At 72.4% G+C, this 18,235-nt stretch carries 16 protein-coding genes and 1 tRNA gene; 6 read left to right on the top strand and 11 right to left on the bottom strand.

Going from position 1 to position 18,235, the window contains the following annotated elements; translation table 11 throughout:
- Window positions 1-46 precede the first annotated feature (46 nt).
- Window positions 47-454, top strand: coding sequence for a hypothetical protein (locus OG702_RS23115; RefSeq protein ID WP_327290836.1), 408 nt, complete (start codon window positions 47-49; stop codon window positions 452-454).
- Window positions 455-868: 414 nt separating this feature from the next.
- Here the strand turns inward: OG702_RS23115 and OG702_RS23110 are convergent, their stop codons facing one another.
- A complete protein-coding gene (locus OG702_RS23110) occupies window positions 869-2,257 on the bottom strand; it encodes a cystathionine beta-synthase (RefSeq protein ID WP_327290835.1) in 1,389 nt (462 codons plus the stop codon).
- 161 nt (window positions 2,258-2,418) lie between these two features.
- Here OG702_RS23110 and OG702_RS23105 point away from each other — a divergent pair, with 161 nt between their 5' ends.
- From OG702_RS23105 to OG702_RS23095, 3 genes are all read left to right on the top strand, one after another.
- Entirely contained in the window at window positions 2,419-3,471 is a 1,053-nt protein-coding gene (locus OG702_RS23105) for an SGNH/GDSL hydrolase family protein (protein ID WP_327290834.1), read from the top strand.
- A gap of 260 nt (window positions 3,472-3,731) precedes the next feature.
- Window positions 3,732-4,952: an acetyl-CoA C-acetyltransferase gene (locus OG702_RS23100; RefSeq protein ID WP_327290833.1), complete on the top strand. Its 1,221-nt coding sequence runs from the start codon at window positions 3,732-3,734 to the stop codon at window positions 4,950-4,952.
- A gap of 265 nt (window positions 4,953-5,217) precedes the next feature.
- Entirely contained in the window at window positions 5,218-6,024 is an 807-nt protein-coding gene (locus tag OG702_RS23095) for a hypothetical protein (protein ID WP_327290831.1), read from the top strand.
- A gap of 6 nt (window positions 6,025-6,030) precedes the next feature.
- Here OG702_RS23095 and OG702_RS23090 read toward each other — a convergent pair whose 3' ends face one another.
- The gene (locus tag OG702_RS23090) at window positions 6,031-6,384 is read right to left on the bottom strand and encodes a hypothetical protein (protein ID WP_327290830.1); all 354 of its coding nucleotides are present in this window, start codon (window positions 6,382-6,384) and stop codon (window positions 6,031-6,033) included.
- Between the two features lie 121 nt (window positions 6,385-6,505).
- Between OG702_RS23090 and OG702_RS23085 the strand changes: the two genes are divergently transcribed.
- The gene (locus tag OG702_RS23085; RefSeq protein WP_327290829.1) at window positions 6,506-6,739 is read left to right on the top strand and encodes a DUF4287 domain-containing protein; all 234 of its coding nucleotides are present in this window, start codon (window positions 6,506-6,508) and stop codon (window positions 6,737-6,739) included.
- An 87-nt stretch (window positions 6,740-6,826) separates the two neighbouring features.
- On the opposite strand, the gene OG702_RS23080 is transcribed toward OG702_RS23085, so the two are convergent.
- Window positions 6,827-7,711, bottom strand: a complete 885-nt coding sequence (locus OG702_RS23080) for a Bax inhibitor-1/YccA family protein (protein ID WP_327290828.1) — start codon at window positions 7,709-7,711, stop codon at window positions 6,827-6,829.
- A 245-nt stretch (window positions 7,712-7,956) separates the two neighbouring features.
- Between OG702_RS23080 and OG702_RS23075 the strand changes: the two genes are divergently transcribed.
- Window positions 7,957-8,835, top strand: a complete 879-nt coding sequence (locus OG702_RS23075) for a bifunctional DNA primase/polymerase (protein WP_327290827.1) — start codon at window positions 7,957-7,959, stop codon at window positions 8,833-8,835.
- A gap of 63 nt (window positions 8,836-8,898) precedes the next feature.
- Here OG702_RS23075 and OG702_RS23070 read toward each other — a convergent pair whose 3' ends face one another.
- The 8 genes from OG702_RS23070 to eno all read right to left on the bottom strand — a co-directional run bounded on the left by OG702_RS23070 (window position 8,899) and on the right by eno (window position 18,117).
- Window positions 8,899-10,485, bottom strand: coding sequence for a flavin monoamine oxidase family protein (locus OG702_RS23070; protein WP_327290826.1), 1,587 nt, complete (start codon window positions 10,483-10,485; stop codon window positions 8,899-8,901).
- A gap of 324 nt (window positions 10,486-10,809) precedes the next feature.
- Window positions 10,810-10,893: transfer RNA gene (locus tag OG702_RS23065), tRNA-Leu, on the bottom strand.
- Window positions 10,894-11,207: 314 nt separating this feature from the next.
- Window positions 11,208-12,536, bottom strand: a complete 1,329-nt coding sequence (locus OG702_RS23060) for a cyclopropane-fatty-acyl-phospholipid synthase family protein (protein ID WP_327290825.1) — start codon at window positions 12,534-12,536, stop codon at window positions 11,208-11,210.
- 173 nt (window positions 12,537-12,709) lie between these two features.
- On the bottom strand, window positions 12,710-14,095 hold the full coding sequence (locus OG702_RS23055) for an NAD(P)/FAD-dependent oxidoreductase (RefSeq protein WP_327290824.1): 1,386 nt from the start codon (window positions 14,093-14,095) through the stop codon (window positions 12,710-12,712).
- Between the two features lie 295 nt (window positions 14,096-14,390).
- The gene (locus OG702_RS23050) at window positions 14,391-15,365 is read right to left on the bottom strand and encodes a Ppx/GppA phosphatase family protein (RefSeq protein ID WP_327290822.1); all 975 of its coding nucleotides are present in this window, start codon (window positions 15,363-15,365) and stop codon (window positions 14,391-14,393) included.
- A complete protein-coding gene (locus OG702_RS23045) occupies window positions 15,362-16,033 on the bottom strand; it encodes a DUF501 domain-containing protein (protein ID WP_442814730.1) in 672 nt (223 codons plus the stop codon). Before OG702_RS23045 ends, OG702_RS23050 begins: the two co-directional genes overlap by 4 nt.
- A 69-nt stretch (window positions 16,034-16,102) precedes the next feature.
- Window positions 16,103-16,636 carry an FtsB family cell division protein gene (locus tag OG702_RS23040; RefSeq protein ID WP_327290818.1) on the bottom strand — a complete coding sequence of 178 codons (534 nt, stop codon included), beginning with the start codon at window positions 16,634-16,636 and terminating at the stop codon, window positions 16,103-16,105.
- Between the two features lie 200 nt (window positions 16,637-16,836).
- Window positions 16,837-18,117, bottom strand: coding sequence for a phosphopyruvate hydratase (gene eno, locus OG702_RS23035; RefSeq protein WP_327290817.1), 1,281 nt, complete (start codon window positions 18,115-18,117; stop codon window positions 16,837-16,839).
- Window positions 18,118-18,235: the final 118 nt, after the last annotated feature.

Below are 18,235 nucleotides of genomic sequence, written 5' to 3'. Positions count from 1 at the left end.
GCTAACCCCAGTGTCACCCACGGTCCGGCCTCTCTACCGTGGGCCCATGGACGCCCGCGACCCGGAACTCAGCAAAGAACTCTCCGCCACCTTGCAGGCCCGCAAGGACCTCGGAGCGGAGTACGAGTCTGAACTCGTCGACTCGTTCCTGGAGAAGGTGACAGAGCGCGTCGACAGTCGTGTGGAGCAGCGCGTGCGCCGCGAACTCGCGCAGCAGCAGACGTCGTCCGCCCGCGCCGACCGCCGGCCGATCGGCCCGCCGCAGGCCAGTGCCCGTTTCGCCCGCTACGGATTCGCCGGCGTCACCCTGGTCCTGGCGATCCCGCTGTCGGCCATCGGCGCGGTGAACGCCCACACGCCTGGGCTGTTCATCACCTGGGCCGGCATCGTGGGGGTGAATCTCGCGCAGGGGCTGAGCAGCGCCTGGTCGAGATCCCGCCACGACGACGACTGACGGGCGGTCAGGCGGCCGGGGCGCCCCGGCGGCGGATCGCCGGGGCCGCGGACGCGCAAAGGTCCGCGCACAGGTTGATCGCGGGGACCGCCGCACCCCCGGAGCGAGTCCGGAGGGCGGGACGACGGCGGTCCCCGCGAGGGACGCGGGCCGGGTCAGGACCGGGCTTGCGCGTCCGGGTCACCAGGGAGTCCGGGAGCCGCTCCGGAAGTCCTTGGCGCCGTTGGTGTGCCGTCCGGGCCGGCTGATCGCCCGCCCTTTCGACATCACCCAATGTGCCGGACGCTTGTTAAGCCCGTGCTGCGCGTACGTGTCGCGGGTGTACCAGTTCCGCGAATCCCCGCCGCCGCGGCGCGCGGGCCCCGGCCGGGTGAATCCCCCCACGCCGCGGGCCCGGCCCGGCCGTGGTCCGGCTCAGGCGCCGTTGTGCCCGGCCAGGAAGGCCAGCAGGTCCTGGCGGCTGACCACACCGGTCGGCTTGCCCTCGACCAGCACGATCGCCGCGTCCGCGCCCTCCAGCACGGCCATCAGACCGGCGACCGGCTCGCCGGAGCCGACCTGCGGCAGCGGCGGGCACAGGTGCTTGTCCAGCGGGTCGTCCAGGGTCGCGCGCTTGCTGAACAGCGCGTGCAGCAGGTCACGCTCCACGATCGAGCCGATCACCTCGGCGGCCATCACGTCGGGGTGGCCGGCGCCCGGCTTGACCACCGGCATCTGGGAGACGCCGTATTCGCGCAGCACGTCGATCGCCTGCCCGACCGTCTCGTCGGGGTGCATGTGGACCAGCTGCGGCATGTCGCCGTCCTTGTGCGCGAGGACGTCGGAGACCCGCGGCTCGCCCTCGCCCTCGTCCAGGAAGCCGTGCGAGCTCATCCAGACGTCGCTGAAGATCTTCGACAGGTAGCCGCGGCCGCTGTCCGGCAGCAGGACGACGACCACGTCGTCGGGGCCGAGCCGCTCGGCGACCTTCAGCGCCGCCACCACCGCCATCCCGCAGGAGCCGCCGACCAGCAGGCCCTCCTCGCGGGCCAGCCGCCGGGTCATCTGGAAGGAGTCCTTGTCGGAGACGGCCACGATCTCGTCGGCGACCTCCCGGTCGTAGGCGGTCGGCCAGAAGTCCTCGCCGACGCCCTCGACCAGATACGGCCGCCCCGAGCCGCCGCTGTAGACCGAGCCCTCCGGGTCGGCGCCGACGACCTGCACCCGGCCCTCGCTGACGTCCTTGAGGTAGCGGCCGGTGCCCGAGATGGTGCCGCCGGTGCCGACGCCCGCCACGAAGTGGGTGATCCGGCCCTCGGTCTGCTGCCACAGCTCCGGCCCGGTGGACTCGTAGTGCGACAGCGGGTTGTTCGGGTTGCTGTACTGGTCGGGCTTCCAGGCGTTCGGGGTCTCCTCCACCAGGCGGTCGGAGACGTTGTAGTACGAGTCCGGGTGCCCGGGGTCGACGGCCGTCGGGCAGACGACGACCTCGGCACCGTAGGCCCGCAGGACGTTGATTTTGTCCGTGGAGACCTTGTCTGGGCACACGAAGATGCAGTGGTACCCCTTGCGCTGCGCGACCAGGGCCAGGCCCACGCCGGTGTTGCCGGAGGTCGGCTCGACGATGGTGCCGCCGGGCTTGAGCTCGCCGCTGCGTTCCGCGGCCTCGATCATGCGCAGCGCGATGCGGTCCTTCACAGAACCGCCGGGATTGAAGTATTCGACCTTGGCCAGGACCGTCGCCTGGATGCCCTCGGTCACACTGTTGAGCTTCACCAGCGGGGTGTTGCCGACGAGGCTGATCATCGAGTCGTGAAACTGCACCGTAGTGTCTCCGGGTTCTCCGTGATGGTGGGGTCAGCCTAGGTGCTGCCCGCGGACCGCAGCGAAACGCGGACGTTGCGGACACCGTTGACGTTGTCAGGGAGGTCGTTCGGGGCAACAAGGTGTTGTACCGGCTCGTACACAGGAGGTGAGCGGACTCGATGTCGAGGGTGAGGGTGGCACGGCGGATTGCGACCGCGGCGGCGTTCGGCAGCGGCGGGATCAGCCTGCTGGGCGGGGCCGCGGTCGGTCTGGTGCTTGCGGAGGTCCGGATGGCCAAGCGGGTGGTGGGCGGTTCGGAGGACGTCCCCCCGCGGGCCGACGGCCGGTACGGGTCCGCGTTTGCGCGCCCCGGCGGCGGGCCGCCGCTGCGGCTGGTCTTCCTCGGTGACTCCACGGCCGCGGGGCAGGGCGTGCACCGGGCCAGGGAGACCCCCGGCGCGCTGCTCGCCTCGGGTCTGGCGGCGGTCGCGGAACGGCCGGTGAAGCTGGTGAACGTGGCGCAGCCGGGCGCGCAGTCCGACGACCTGCCCCGCCAGGTGGCGCTGGTCCTCGACGAGGCGCCGCCGCCCGACGTGGCGGTGATCATGATCGGCGCCAACGACGTCACCCACCGCATGCCGCCCGCCGCCTCGGTGCGGCTGCTGTCCGACGCGGTGCGCAGGCTGCGCGCGGCCGGCGTGGAGGTGATCGTCGGCACCTGCCCGGACCTCGGCTCCGTCGAGCCGGTCTACCAGCCGCTGCGCTGGCTGGCCCGCCGGATGAGCCGGCAGCTGGCCGCTGCGCAGACCATCGCGGTGGTCGGCGTGGGCGGCCGTACGGTCTCGCTCGGCGACCTGCTGGGGCCGGAGTTCGAGGCCAGGCCGCGCGAGCTGTTCGGCCCGGACAACTTCCATCCCTCCGCCGAGGGGTACGCGACCGCCGCCATGGCCGTGCTGCCGACGCTGTGCGCCGCGCTCGGCGTGTGGCCGCAGACCGACGAGCGGCCGGACGTGCGGCGCGGCGAGGGCTTCCTGCCGGTCGCGCAGGCCGCGGCGGAGGCGGCCGCCGAGGGCGGCACCGAGGTCACCGCGGCGCGGGACGCCGAGTCGGGTCCGCGCGGGCGCTGGGCGCTCATCAAGCGGCGCAGGCGGCGGCTGCTGGCCGAGGAGCACCCGGAGCAGGACGCCGCGGACACCGCGGCCGAGGAGCGGGCCGCGCACCGGTCGGCGTAGCTGCCGCGGTGCGGGGTACGGGCGTAGCATCGTCGGGTAAGCAAGCGCTCAGAAAGTAGCCCGCGTCACAGCGGTCCGCTGGTGACCCGCCGCGATACCTGCGGGTGACTTTCCAGCGGGTCCGTGGCCGCGGGTCCGGCGTCCTGATGGCCAGGGCGCCGAACCCGCGGGGGACGCCCGGTCACGGAACCGCCGCACCACGACCCACGCACCACGACCCACGCACCACGCCCGCCCGCAGCTAGCCGAGGAGTGTCGCGATGCCAGAAGCCGTCATCGTCTCAGCCGCCCGTTCGCCCATCGGTCGCGCCTTCAAGGGGTCGCTCCAGGAGCTGCGCCCCGACGACCTGGCCGCCACGATCATCAGCACCGCGCTCGCCAAGGTGCCGCAGCTCGATCCGCACGACATCGACGACCTGATGCTGGGCTGCGGCCTGCCGGGCGGCGAGCAGGGCTTCAACCTGGGCCGGATCGTCGCGGTGCAGATGGGCATGGACCACCTGCCGGGCTGCACCGTCACCCGGTACTGCTCCTCGTCGCTGCAGACGACCCGGATGGCACTGCACGCCATCAGGGCCGGCGAGGGCGACGTCTTCATCTCGGCGGGTGTCGAGATGGTGTCGCGCTTCACCAAGGGCAACTCCGACAGCCTGCCCGACACGATGAACCCGGTGTTCGGCGAGGCCTTCGCGCGTACGGCGGCGCGCGCCGAGCAGAGCGGCGCCGACTGGCACGACCCGCGCGAGGACGGCCTGCTGCCGGACGCGTACATCGCGATGGGGCAGACCGCGGAGAATCTGGCGGCGCTCAAGGGCATCACGCGGCAGGACCAGGACGAGTTCGGCGTGCGGTCGCAGAATCTGGCCGAGAAAGCGCTGCAGAACGGCTTCTGGGAGCGCGAGATCACCCCGGTGACGCTGCCTGACGGCACCGTGGTGGCCACGGACGACGGCCCGCGGGCAGGGGTGACCCTGGAGGGCGTCCAGGGCCTCAAGCCGGTCTTCAGGCCCGACGGCACCGTGACCGCGGGCAACTGCTGCCCGCTCAACGACGGCGCCGCCGCACTGGTCGTCATGTCGGACACCAAGGCGCGGGAGTTGGGCGTCACCCCGCTGGCCCGGGTGGTCTCCACCGGCGTGTCCGGGCTCTCCCCGGAGATCATGGGCTACGGCCCGGTGGCGGCCTCGCAGCAGGCGCTGCGGCGGGCCGGGATGTCGATCGGCGACATCGACCTGGTCGAGATCAACGAGGCCTTCGCCGCGCAGGTCATCCCGTCCTACCGCGACCTGGGCATCGACCTCGACCGGCTGAACGTCAACGGCGGCGCCATCGCGGTCGGCCACCCGTTCGGCATGACCGGCGCGCGCATCACCGGGACCCTCATCAACAGCCTGCAGTTCCACGACAAGCAGTTCGGCCTGGAGACCATGTGCGTCGGCGGCGGCCAGGGCATGGCGATGGTGATCGAGCGGCTTTCGTGACCCTCCGCCAACAGCCGACTCCGTAACGCGGGATTGTGACGCAAGTCGCAACCAAATCGCCCCCGGGATGTGATTTTCCCTGGGGGCGGTGCATTGGTGCAGGTCAGACGCCACATACAAAAACCGGACAGTCTCCCAGACCCGCCCAAGCCATGACTTTCCGCACTGCAAAGGCCACGGGTTTAGCGGCACAGTGAGGTGAGGGGGAGTTTCGTCCGCCGTTCAGGTGGGCATTGCTCGGGTCGCGTCAGTCGGGAGAACGTCAGTGAGTGCCAACTTCACCGTCCTGCTGGTCGCCGCGGGTCTCGCCGTGGCGGCAGGCTCCGCCGCTCTGCTCACCGCCCGTGGCGTACGCCGCGAGCTGTCCGCACTGCGCCAGGACCTGGCCGGCCTGCGCCTGCCCGAGCAGCGCGCGGCGGCCGGCGAGATCAGGACCGCGGTGGCCGACGCCCTCGCCGACGAGCGGGAGCGCGAACTCGCCGAGGCCCGCGCCTTCTGGGCCGAGCAGGAGGCCCGCGAGAGCGCCGGCGAGACCACCCTCTTCCGCGGCGGCCTGACCGGCGGCGGCACCGACGGCGTGCTGCCCGGCAACGACTACGAGGTGCCCCCGGTCCTGCCCTTCCTGCCCCGGCAGGCCGACTTCGCCGGGCTCGACGCGGGCTACGACGCCGGACTCGAAGCCGACACCGCGGAGGCGCCCGAGGCCACGCTGCCCGCGCCGGGCGCGATCCCGCACCCGTCGGGCCCGGACTTCGCGCCGTCCCCTGTCGTCGCCTCGCAGGACCAGACCGCCGACCGGCTGGCCGACCTCGCCGACGCCCGCGTGCCGCTCTCCGACGTCCGCCCCGGCCCGCTCGGCACGCTCGACGTCTACGTCTTCGCCGACGGCACCACGCTGTGCATGACGCCGGGTCACCGGGAGACCGCGCTGCGGCTGTGCGACGCCCTGGACCGCGGCGACGTCCCGGTGCTGCGCGGCGGTTCCGCGATAGCCGGCGCCTACGCGCTGACCTTCGCCTTCGGCGAGGAGAGCGTCTACGTGCTCGCCGACCGGGTGGTCGCCTCGCTCTGAGCGGCCCTACGCCCGGCGCTGGTCGACGGCCCTGGCCGCCCGCGCCACCCGCTCGCGCGCCTGGGCCAACAGCTCCCGGTGCTCCGGCAGCCGCGTCACCGCGACGAGCTCCCGCCCGGCCAGCACGAGTTGGTCGCCCACCACGAAGACGCCGTCGTCGGGCATCACGTACGGCTCGCGACCGGGGAACTCCAGCAGCTGCGCCTCGCGGTCGAGCCAGCGCGCCAGCTCCAGGCCGGCGGCCGCGGCGCCCTCCTGGAGCCTGCGCTGCGGAAGCGCCCGCAGGCGCCCCGCGAGGCGCTCGACGGCGGCGGTGAGATCGGTGTGCGGATCCTGGTCGGGATCGGTGCGCTCCGGCATGACGTGACCCTACCGGGGTACGGGAGTCACCCTCGCACCCATATCCGCACGTCCGCGATGGTTGCCAACGACCGGCCTCTCGGGCACGGTGGGGTGACCGGACCACATACCGGAGGCGCCGATGTCCCAAACGCACTTCTCCGAGGAAACCCACCGGAATCTGCTCGACCGCATCCCGCACTGCACCGGCCGCGAGGTGAGCGACTGGCTGTCCGCCCTCGACGACGGCCCGTCGTTCTTCCGCTTCGACGACAAGGTCAGCTGGCTCCGCTCGGAGCACGACCTCTCCTACGGACACGCCAAGGCCATCGTCCACGAGTACGACCTGCGGCGGGCCGCGCGCAATCTGCTCTGACCCCGCCCCACCCCCACACGACGCCGACGGGCGGCCGGGAAGCGTCGCTTCCCGGCCGCCCGTTGAGCGGTCGCGGCTTGTGGACGGTCAGTCGCGGAGGATCGCGATCAGCCGCAGCAGCTCCAGGTAGATCCACACCAGTGACAGCGTCAGCCCGAAGGCGGCCAGCCAGCTCTCCTGGCGCGGGGCCCCGCCCCGGATGCCGTCCTCGACCTGCTTGAAGTCCAGCGACAGGAAGAACGCGCCCAGTGCGATGCCGAGCAGGCAGAAGACGATGCCGAGCGCGCCGGTGCGCAGCCCCAGCCCGTCGGCGTTGCCGAAGGCGGCGAAGAGCAGGTTCACCAGCATCGCCAGCACGAAGCCGACGGCGACGGCCAGTCCGATCCGCTGGTAGCGGGCGGTGACGCGGATGATCCGCGCCCGGTAGGCGACGAGCATGCCGGCGAAGACCGCCATGGTGCCGAGCACCGCCTGGACCGGGGCACCTTGCCACGCCTCGTTGTAGATCCGGCTGATTGCCCCGAGGAAGACCCCCTCGAAGAGGGCGTAGCCGAGGATCAGGGCGGGTACGGGCGTGCGCTTGAACGCCTGCACCATGGCCAGCACGAACGCGATCAGGGCCGCGCCCACCGCCAGGCCGTAGTTGTCGGGCAGCGCGACCCAGCCGAGCACCGCGCCGACCGCGACGGTGCCGAGCGTCATGCCCGTACGCCTGACGACGTCCTCGATCGTCATCGTGCCGGCCGGCGCGGCGACGGCGGCGGGCGCGGCGTACGCCTGCTCGAAGCCTACGGCGGTCAGCGGCTGCCCCTGGTCGTAGGGATTGCGCGGGGCCTGCGCGTACGGGTTGCCGCCCTGCCGGACACCGCCGGGCACACCCTGGGCGCCGCGGGCGCCCTGCGACTCGAAGCCGGCGTAGTCGTTCCCGTGGGTGAAACCCCGCCGGGAGAGGACCGGGTTGCTGCTCCTCATTTCGCTCCTCCATGGCCGCGTCCTGCAGCTCTTCGTCAAGAGTAATGGCCTGGCAAAAAATCGGCCTTCCCCACGGCAGTGATCTTCCCCGGTTGCCGAATCGCACGCGGCCGGCACCCGGACGCCGCCCGCATGCGCGAGGAGCGGCGCCACGTCCGGCGCGATTCATGGTGGACGGTGGCGCTCCGGCGCGGTATCACTGAAGAGTGCAGACGAACATGCGTTCGAACACCAGGGAGCAGGCCATGCCACGCCCCGACCACACCCGCGCCCTGCACGCGGCGCTGCTGACCGCGGCCCGCGGTCTGCCCGTCATCCCGCTGTCCCGGACGAAGCTGCCCGCCGTCCGGTCCCCGCACCGCGACGAGCCGCGCTCGGCGGTCATGTGCCGCGGCGAGTGCGGCAGGCCCGGGCACGGCGTGCACGACGCGACCACCGACCCGGCGCGTATACGCGCGCTGTTCGCGGTGGCGCCCTGGGCCACCGGCTACGGCGTGGCCTGCGGGCGCGGGCCGCACCATCTGATCGGCCTCGACCTCGACGTCAAGCACGGGGCCGACGGGATCGGCGCGCTGCGCGTGCTGGCCGGGACCCACGGCTTCACGGTGCCCGACACCGTCACCGTGCTCACCCCGAGCGGCGGCCGCCACCTGTGGCTGACGGCGCCGGGTCCGGTCCCCAACTCGGCGGGCAGGCTCGCCCCCGGCATCGACGTGCGCGGCGAGGGCGGCTACGTGGTCGGCCCGGGTTCGCGCACGGTGGCGGGCCGCTACCTGCTGGCCCCCGGCGGCGCGGACCGCCCGCTGGCCGCCGCGCCGGCCGTGCTGCTGCGGCTCGCCGTCCCCCCGCCCGCGCCCTACGAGCGGCAGGCCCGGCACGCGGCAGGGCCGCGGCACCCCGCCGAGAAGCGGGCCGCGGCCCTGGTGCGGTTCGTGCTGGATTCGCACGAAGGCGAGCGCAACGGGCGGCTGTTCTGGGCCGCCTGCCGTGCCTACGACGCCGGCCTCGGCGACGTCCTGGCGCCGGCCCTGGTGACGGCCGCGGTGCACACCGGTCTGACCGAGCGGGAGGCCGCCGCCACCGTGGCGTCGGCCGGACGGCTCAGGGCCGCCCCGCACGGATGATGCGGGACGGCCGGCTCTCATCGGGCCGCCGCGGGAGCGGTCGGCGGCGGCCGGCGGACACGGTCAGGCGAGGACGCGCTGGTGCAGCGCGGTGACCGCCTTGCGGGCCGAGCTGAACGCCCCGTGCTGCCAGGCGTCCATGTAGCTGAGCCAGTCGCCGGCGAAGTAGACGTGCCCGGTGGGCTCGTTGAGCGGCTTGTACCGGGCGTGGTCGGGGCCGCCGGGGGTGCTGTGCCAGGCCGCCTCCTGGTAGGGGAACTGCCGCCAGTGGTGGGAGAAGGACGTGGCCAGCTCGCTGCGGTACTTCTCCCCGTAGATCTTCACGCCCGCCGCCACGGCACGGGCCTCGCGGTCCTTGGGGCTGAGCAGCGCGTAGGAGTCCGCGTGGGAGCCGGTGTTGTAGTAGCCGATCATCACACCGCGCTCGCCGTGGAAGCCGTAGGACGGGTGCCAGATGTGGGTGACGTCGAGGTCGGTCTCGGTGATGCCGCCGTAGATCCGGTGGTCGGTCTCCCACCAGCGGGAACGGTATTCCAGGCCGATCTTGCCCGCCGAGGAGGGAGTGATGGCCTGCAGCGCGGTCTGCACGTCCGCGCCGAGGTTGTGCGGGACCTTCGCGAGGATGTTCGGCGGCATCGCGGCCACGCAGTAGTCGGCGTCGATGACCCTGGTGCGGCCGCTCTGGGTGTAGGTCACGCTGACGCCGTGCGCCTTGTCGGTGACCTGGGTGACCGCGCAGCCGGTGCGGACCTTGTGGGTGCCGATCGCCCGGGCCAGCGCGTGCGGGATACGGTCCATGCCGCCGACCGGCTGGAACATCAGCATGGCCTGGTCGAATTCGAACTCGAAGGCGAAATAGCGGCCGACCCCGGTGGCGAAGATCTCCGAGGCGCTGGGCACATCGGCGTTCACCACACCGGGAGTACCGGCGGCGGCCGGCCAGACGGAATAGCCGCGGCGCGAACTTCCGGTGTAATCCAGCGTGTTTCCCAGGTCGCCGTAGTCCTTGAGGAACTCCATCAGGCGTTCCCGGTCGGCGGCCGTCAGCGCCTGGTCAAGGGCTCCCTGGTCGGAGGCCTTGGCCAGCAGCTCGGTCACGTAGCCGAAGACGTCGGCCTTGGCGGCGCGGTAGCGCATCGGCGCGGTCATGCCGGCCGACTCGTTGTAGAGGTAGGTGTCGGCGTTGACGTTGGTGAAGACCTCGATGGGCACGCCGAGTTCACGGCAGTAGTCGAGGGTGACCATCCACTGGGCGATCCGCGCGGGGCCGGCGTTCATGTACTGGCCGTCGGAGAAGCGCGCGGTCTGCTTGTTGCCGTACAGGTCGGTGGTCCTGTCACCGCCTCTGACCGTGAAGTTGCGGCCGCCCGGCCGGTCGCGGGCTTCCAGGATCGTGCAGTCGTAGCCCGCCTTGCCGAGCTCGTAGGCGGTGGTCAGGCCGGCTATGCCGCCGCCGAGCACGACCACCTTGGCCGCGGCCCTCCCGGTGAGGCTGAAGTCCCCCGGGCGCGGGGCCCGGAAGGCCGCCTCGCGGGACGCCGCCTCGGCGGTGGGGGTGAGGCCGAGCGCCCCCATGGTGGCGAGCATCGCGCCCGCCCCGCCCGTCGCGCCGACGGCGCGCAGAAAGGCACGTCGATTGAGCTGGGTCATCTGTCATGTCCCCTTTCGCTGCTGGCGCAGGGGACTTTCGCAGCGCCGCGTTACGCGTGATCGCTCGGCACATGTCACCGAGGTAAGGGGAACCTCCGCCCGGCGCCCACTACAGGGGGCCGGGACCTGCGGGTGAGCCGGGCGGCCGGCCGCGAACGGCGGGCCGCAGCACGGCGGATGACGGCGCGTGACAGGACGCCGTACGGTGTGGTGCGTGTGGTGCGGCAAAGCCGGTGCTCCCACGGTGTGCCCGCGTCACCCGGCGTTCGCGGGCGCTGCGCGCCCTTCCCGCCCTTCTCACGGACCAGCCACCCTGGGGGTGAGTGCCCGGAGCCGGACTTGAACCGGCACGCCCACGACGGGGCAGCGAGGTTTAAGCTCGCCGTGTCTGCGTTCCACCATCCGGGCCGGCGGGGCGCAGAGAAAAGCGTATCGGGGACGGCGGATCCGAACAGGGCGTCCCACTTGTCATGTTGTCTTATTTTAGGGGTTACTGACGGCCCATCAGCGGTCCTGCAGTGCAAGCCAGGCTGCCCAGGCCGTCAACCCCGCGTCCACAGTTGCCCCGCACAAGTGACGTGAAATCGCTCCCCCAACCGCGACAAACGCGCCAACACGGCCCTTCCGGTGGCGCGTCCAGGCCACACCCCCGGAGCCGGTCGAACAACCGGCCCTGGGACGGCCACCCGACGCGGGCCAGGCGGGATTCCTCAGACACGGCCCTACGACAGCCACCCGCCGCGGGTCGGCGGCATGCCGGAGGTGCCGTCCGGGTCGGTGCGGACCGCGAGCACCTGGTTGACGCCGATCCGGTTGCGCTCGAACGACAGCGCGGACGCCGCCATGTACAGCCGCCAGACCCTGGCCCGGCCGACGGTGGTCGCGCGGGCGGCCTCGTCCCAGTGCGCCTCCAGATTCGCCACCCAGGCCCGCAGCGTGCGCCCGTAGTGCTCGCGCAGCGCCTCCACGTCCCGCACCTCGAAGCCGGCGTCTTCCAGCCGCGCCACGGTCGCGCCGACCGGGGACAGCTCGCCGTCGGGGAAGACGTAGCGGTCGATGAACTCGTCGATGCGGTAGGCCCTCTCGTCGCGCAGCGGCCGCCGGGCGATCTGGTGGTTGAGCAGCCGGCCGCCGGGGAGCAGCAGGTCGTAGAGCGTGCGGGCGTACTCCAGATAGCGCTCGGTGCCGACGTGCTCGGCCATCCCGATGGACGAGATCGCGTCGTACGGTCCGTCGGCGACGTCGCGGTAGTCCTGCACCCGGATCTCGATCCGGCCCGCCAGGCCGGCCTCGGCGACACGCTTGCGGGCGAAGGCCGCCTGCTCCACGGACAGGGTGATGCCGGTGGCCCGCACCCCGTAGTGCTCTGCCGCGTGCATCACCATCGAGCCCCAGCCGCAGCCGACGTCCAGCAGCCGCTGTCCCTCCCGCAGGCTCAGCTTGCGGCAGACCAGGTCGAGCTTGGCGCGCTGCGCCTCCTCCAACGTGGTGTCCTTCTCCGGCCACACGGCGCAGGAGTAGACCATGCTCGGGCCGAGCACCAGCCCGTAGAAGTCGTTGCCCACGTCGTAGTGGTGGGCGATGGCCGCCTTGTCCCGGCGCCTGCTGTGGGCGATACCGGCGCGCCGGCGGACCTCCTCGGGCGGCGGCGAGGGGGGCAGGCCGGGTCCCGCGAGCGCCAGGGCCTCGCGGGCGAGGCGGTAGCTTCCGGGGTCGCGCAGCACTTCGGCGAGGCGGCGGGCGGCCCCTACCGTGCCGCCGCCGGGCGCCGGATCCGGCTCGCCCCGCTCCCACAGCAGCCCGGAGAGCCGGTCGAGCGCCTCGTAGAGGTCGCCCTCCACCGTGAGGTCGCCGGCCACCCAGGCACGGGTCAGGCCCAGCTCCCCCGGTCGCCACAGCAGCCGGCGCAGGGCGCGGCGCCGGCGCAGGACCAGGACGGGTGCGCCGGCCGGCCCGGCCTCACTGCCGTCCCAGGCGCGCACGCGCAGCGGGAGCGGTCTGGAGAGGGCGTGTTCGGCGAGTTCGAAGATGCGATGAGCCGCGTCAGCCATGCATCCGAGCCTACGACTGAAAACCGCCGTTGACCCGTAAATCTACGTTGCGGATACACGCACTTCGCCCGGACGGCGGTTGCCGAAGGGTCCGGGGACGCCGTAAGGGCGCCCGCACCACGGATGGCGGGCGCCCTCACGGCGTTGTACGGGGTGCGGCGCGGGCCGCGGCGTCAGGCGGCGCCGGCCTTCTCGGTCTCGGCGGCCTTGGGCTGCTGGGCCACGACCGGAGCCGGGGCGGGGCGGGCCGCCTCGTAGAACTCCTCGCGGGGGTTCTCGATGGCGCCGAGGGAGACGACCTCGCGCTTGAGGAACATCCCGAGGGTCCAGTCGGCGAACACCCGGATCTTGCGGTTCCAGGTCGGCACCGCCATGCCGTGGTAGCCGCGGTGCATGTACCACGCGAGGCGGCCCTTGACCTTGATCCTGGCCTTGCCGACCACGATCATCGCCACGCCCTTGTGCAGGCCGAGCCCGGCGACGGCACCCTTGTTGGCGTGCTTGTACTCCTGCTGCGGGAAGCCGCGCAGCCCGGAGATCACGTTGTCGCCGAGCACCTTGGCCTGGCGCAGCGCGTGCTGGGCGTTCGGCGGGCACCAGGCGCCCTCGCCCGCGGCGAGGTCCGGCACCTGGGCGTTGTCGCCGGCGGCCCAGATGTAGTCGGTGCCGCGCACCTGGAGCGTCGGGACGGTGTCCACGTGGCCGCGCGGGCCGAGCGGCAGGCCGAACTTGGCCAGCGCCGGGTTCGGCTTGACGCCGGCCGTCCACACGATGGTGGAGGCGTCGACCTCCAGGCCGTTGGCCAGGATCACGTGCTTGTCCACGCAGGAGGTCATCGAGGTGCTGAGGTAGACCTCGATGCCGCGCTCCTGCAGGTGCTCAAGACCCCACTTGCCCAGCTGCGGACCGACCTCGGGAAGGATCTTGTCGGCGGCGTCGACCAGGATGAAGCGCATGTCCTCGCGCTTCACGTTCGGGTAGTACGCGGCCGCGTCGCGCGCCATGTCCTCGACCTCGCCGATGGTCTCCGCGCCCGCGAAGCCGCCGCCGATGAAGACGAAGGTCAGCGCCTTGCGGCGGACGTCCTCGTCGGTCGTGGAGTCGGCCTTGTCCAGCTGCTCCAGCACGTGGTTGCGCAGGCCGATCGCCTCCTCGACACCCTTCATGCCGATGCCGTTCTCGGCCAGGCCGGGGATCGGGAAGGTCCGGGAGACCGCGCCGAGCGCGATCACCAGGTAGTCGAAGGGAAGCTGGTAGGACTCGCCGACCAGCGGCTCGACCGTGGCGACCTTGCGGTCCTGGTCGATGTCGGCGACCCGCCCGGTCAGCACCTCGGCCCCGGGCAGCACGCGCCGCAGCGGGACGACGACGTGACGCGGGGAGATGCTGCCTGCTGCCGTCTCGGGAAGGAAGGGCTGGTACGTCATGTACGAGCGCGGGTCGACGACCGTGACGGTCGCCTCGCCGTACCGCATCTTCTTCATGATGCGACGCGCCGCGTACAGGCCGACGTAACCGCCGCCTACTACGAGGATCCGTGGACGCTCCGTGGTGCTCATGGCATCGAGTATCCAGCACCTGCAGGGGGGTACCTCGTGAGCCCCTTCACAAGGATGTGGACACCCTGTGCTACCCTGCCCGGTTTCGCGACCAGGCACGACGCGGTCCGTGACCGCCGCGACCCGCCCGGCACCCCCGTCCTGGGCGCTGATCAGCGCGGATCATGCGGTGTTCGGCGGCCGGGCGGACAGCTGTCACACCCCCGAAACACGCCGCCGCCAGGGATTCAGCGGGCTGGGCGGGCCCACGCCTGGGAAAATTGGGCCGCTGGGCGGGAACTTCATGTGAAGAGTTTCACAAAGCTTTTTCCGCGGGCCCGTCGGCGGCCGCGAAGGCGATGCCGTCGAGGATGTCGTGCTCGCTCACCACGACCTCGTCGGCCCCGGTGTGCTCCATGATCCGCAGCAGCACCAGGGCGCCCGCGCCGATCACGTCGACCCGCCCCTCGTGCATCACCGGGATGGCCGCGCGCTCGGCGTGGGTGGCCGCGAGCAGCCGCCCGGTGACCGTCCTGACCTGGGCGAGGCTGATCCTGGCGTGGTGGATCGCCACGGGGTCGTAGGCGGGCAGTGCCAGCGCGACCGCGGCGACCGTGGTGACCGAGCCGGCCAGGCCGACGAGCGTACGGGCACGGTCCATGGGGACGGTGCGGGACGCCTCGGCGAGCGCCGCGTCGATGTCGGCGGTCATCGCGGCGACGGTCGCCGGCGTCGGCGGGTCGACCGGCCCGCCGTCCCGCACGATGTGACGCTCCGTCAACCTGACGCAGCCGATGTCCACCGACCGTGCCGCCGTCACCGCGTCGGCGCCGAGCACGAACTCCGTCGACCCGCCGCCGATGTCGACCACCAGATACGGCGTCAGCAGGTCCTGGCGCCCGGCCAGTTCACGGGTGGCCCCGGCGAAGGACAGCGCCGCCTCCTGGTCGCCCGTGATCACCTCGGGCTCCACGCCCAGCAGGTCCACCACGCCCCGCACGAAGTCGTGACGGTTCTCCGCGTCCCGCGACGCGGAGGTGGCGACGAAGCGGACGCGGGACGCCGGGACGCCGTGCTCCCTGATCACCTCGGCGTATTCGCGGCAGGCGGCGAAGGTGCGCTCCAGCGCCTCGGGCGCCAGCCGTCCGGTGCGGTCCACGCCCTGGCCGAGCCGGACGATCCGCATCCGCCGGTCCAGGTCCTTCAGCGTGCCGGTCGCCGGGTCCACGTCGGCGACCAGCAGCCGGATCGAGTTGGTGCCGCAGTCGACGGCGGCGACGCGGGTCGTCATGAGGTCTCCTCGGTCGATCCGGTGCCGGTGGTGCCGGTGCCGGTGCTGCCGGTGCTTCGGGTGTCCCGGGGGGCCGCGGCGCCGGCTGGTTCGGCTGCTTCTGCTGCGTCGGCTGCTTCTGCGTCCTGCCGCAACGGGACGCACGGCCCCTTGGCCCACCAGTCCGGCAGCATCGCCAGCGCCTCGTCGCCCAGCGGGTTGACGCCGGGGCCCGCCGCCAGGGCGTGGCCGACCAGCACGTGCAGGCACTTGACCCGGTCGGGCATGCCGCCCGCGCTGGGGAAGCCGTCGAGCACCTCGACGGCGTCCCGGCGCGCGATGTAGTCCTCGTGGGCGGCCCGGTAGGCGGTCGCGAGCTCCGCGTCCTCGGCCAGGCGCGCGGTCATCGTCTTCATCACGCCCTCCGCCTCCAGCGTGCCGATCGCCGAGGCGGCGCGCGGGCACGTCAGGTAGTACAGCGTCGGGAAGGGCGTGCCGTCCTCCAGCCGGGGCTGCGTCTCGACCACGTCGGGATTGCCGCACGGGCAGCGGTGCGCGACCGCGCGCAGCCCCCGCGGCGGGCGGCCGAGCTGCGCCTGGACGGCGGCGGCGTCCGCCGGGCTGACGGGGGTGGGATTCTGCTGGGAGGTGTTCATGTGCCGTTCTGTGTCTGGTGGCCGTCTCTGGATCTGTGCCCGGTCGGCAGGGCGGTGGTCACGGGCGGCGGGGCGGTGCGGCGCGCTCCGTCCGCCCGTCGCTCACTGCCGTGGCGGTGCCGCCGCGTCGGCGTGGTCCACGCCGTCCCACAGGTTCGCGTACCAGGGCCGGTGCGCGGCCGCGGCCGCCTGGCCGCCGTCGTCGCCGGGGCTGCCGGCGCTCTTGCGCTTCGCCCCCGCCGCGCCCTGCGTGTCGCCGGTGGGCGCTGGACTGGCCACGGAGTAGCCGTTCTCACCCGGCATCACATAGTGCAGCTGCTTGCGGGCCTGGGTGCGGACGTACTCCGGGTCCTGCCAGCGTGCCTTCTGCTCGCGCAGCTGCTCCACCTTCTGGTGCGCCTGCTGCGCCTCGCGGCGCTGGTCGGCGATGTCCGAACGCTGCGCGATGTACTGCCGCATCGGATAGGCGAGGGCGATCACCAGGGCGCACAGCACCAGCGCGAGCAGCGCCGCGCGTCCGGTGAGCTTGTTGCGGCGGGCCGGGCGCCGGGCCGCGGCGGCACGATAGACCCGCGCGTGCGCCTCCTGCCCGATGGCCTTGAGCCGGGCCGCGGTGGAGAACCGGTCGGACCCCACGCCGTCGCTCCCCTCGTACGTCCGGCAGGACGCACGCACGTCCTGCGGGACCGAACATACTGCCCCGTCCGTCCGTACGCCGGTACGTCCCCGCCCGCGGTGAGGAACCGGGGGCGGGGACGCACCGGCGCGGGGGCGCTCCCCCGGCCGCCTCGGCCCTGCCGTGCGGCGCCGGCCGTACCGCGTACGGCCGTGCGGTGTCAGTCCTTGAAGCGCGGGAAGGCGCTGCGGCCGGCGTAGACCGCGGCGTCGTCGAGGATCTCCTCGATACGCAGCAGCTGGTTGTACTTCGCGACGCGCTCGGAGCGGGCCGGGGCGCCGGTCTTGATCTGGCCGCAGTTGGTGGCGACGGCCAGGTCGGCGATCGTGACGTCCTCGGTCTCGCCGGAGCGGTGCGACATCATGCACTTGTAGCCGCTGCGCTGGGCCAGCTCGACGGCGTCCAGCGTCTCGGTCAGCGAGCCGATCTGGTTGACCTTCACCAGCAGCGCGTTGGCCGTGGCGTTGTCGATGCCCTTCTGCAGGCGCTCCGGGTTGGTGACGAACAGGTCGTCGCCGACGATCTGCACCTTGGCGCCGAGGCGGTCGGTCAGCACCTTCCAGCCGGCCCAGTCGTCCTCGAACAGCGGGTCCTCGATGGAGACCAGCGGGTAGGCGGCGACCAGCTCCTCGTAGTACTCGGTCATCTCGGCGGCTGAGCGCTGCTTGCCCTCGAACGCGTAGGTGCCGTCCTTGTAGAACTCGGAGGCGGCCACGTCCAGGGCGAGCGCGATGTCCTGGCCGGGGGTGTAGCCGGCCTGCTTGATCGCTTCGATGATCAGGTCGAGGGCGTCGCGGTTGGAGCCGAGGTTCGGCGCGAAACCGCCCTCGTCGCCCAGACCCGTGGACAGGCCGCGGGTCTTGAGCACGCCCTTGAGGGTGTGGTAGACCTCGGCGCCCCAGCGCAGCGCCTCGGAGAAGGACTCCGCGCCGATCGGCGCGATCATGAACTCCTGGATGTCGACGTTGGAGTCCGCGTGCGACCCGCCGTTGAGGATGTTCATCATCGGGACCGGCAGCACATGGGCGTTCGGGCCGCCGAGGTAGCGGAACAGCGGCAGGTCGGAGGCCTCGGAGGCGGCGTGCGCGACCGCCAGCGACACGCCGAGGATGGCGTTGGCGCCGAGCGAGGACTTGTCGGGAGTGGCGTCCAGGTCGAACATCGCCTGGTCGATCAGCCGCTGCTCGGTGGCGTCGTAGCCGACCAGCTCCGGGCCGATCTGCTCGATCACGGCGAGGACGGCCTTCTCGACGCCCTTGCCCTGGTAGCGGTTCTTGTCGCCGTCGCGGAGTTCGAGGGCCTCGAATGCGCCGGTGGATGCGCCGGACGGCACCGCGGCGCGGCCCGTGCTGCCGTCATCGAGGCCGACCTCGACCTCGACGGTGGGGTTGCCTCGCGAGTCGAGGATTTCCCGGGCTACGACGACGTCGATGGACGGCACGTTGTCTCCTTCAGATGATGTCTTCTCGTCTTTTCCGGGACGAGCCTAACCGCCCCGGGTGCCCGTGCCGGTTCCCGGCCCGGCCCCTGAGACGGAAAACCGGCCGGGCACGCGGCGC

The sequence above is a fragment of the Streptomyces sp. NBC_01198 genome (assembly GCF_036010485.1).
Classification (GTDB): domain Bacteria; phylum Actinomycetota; class Actinomycetes; order Streptomycetales; family Streptomycetaceae; genus Actinacidiphila.
This window is presented reverse-complemented; position numbering and strand designations above follow the sequence as displayed.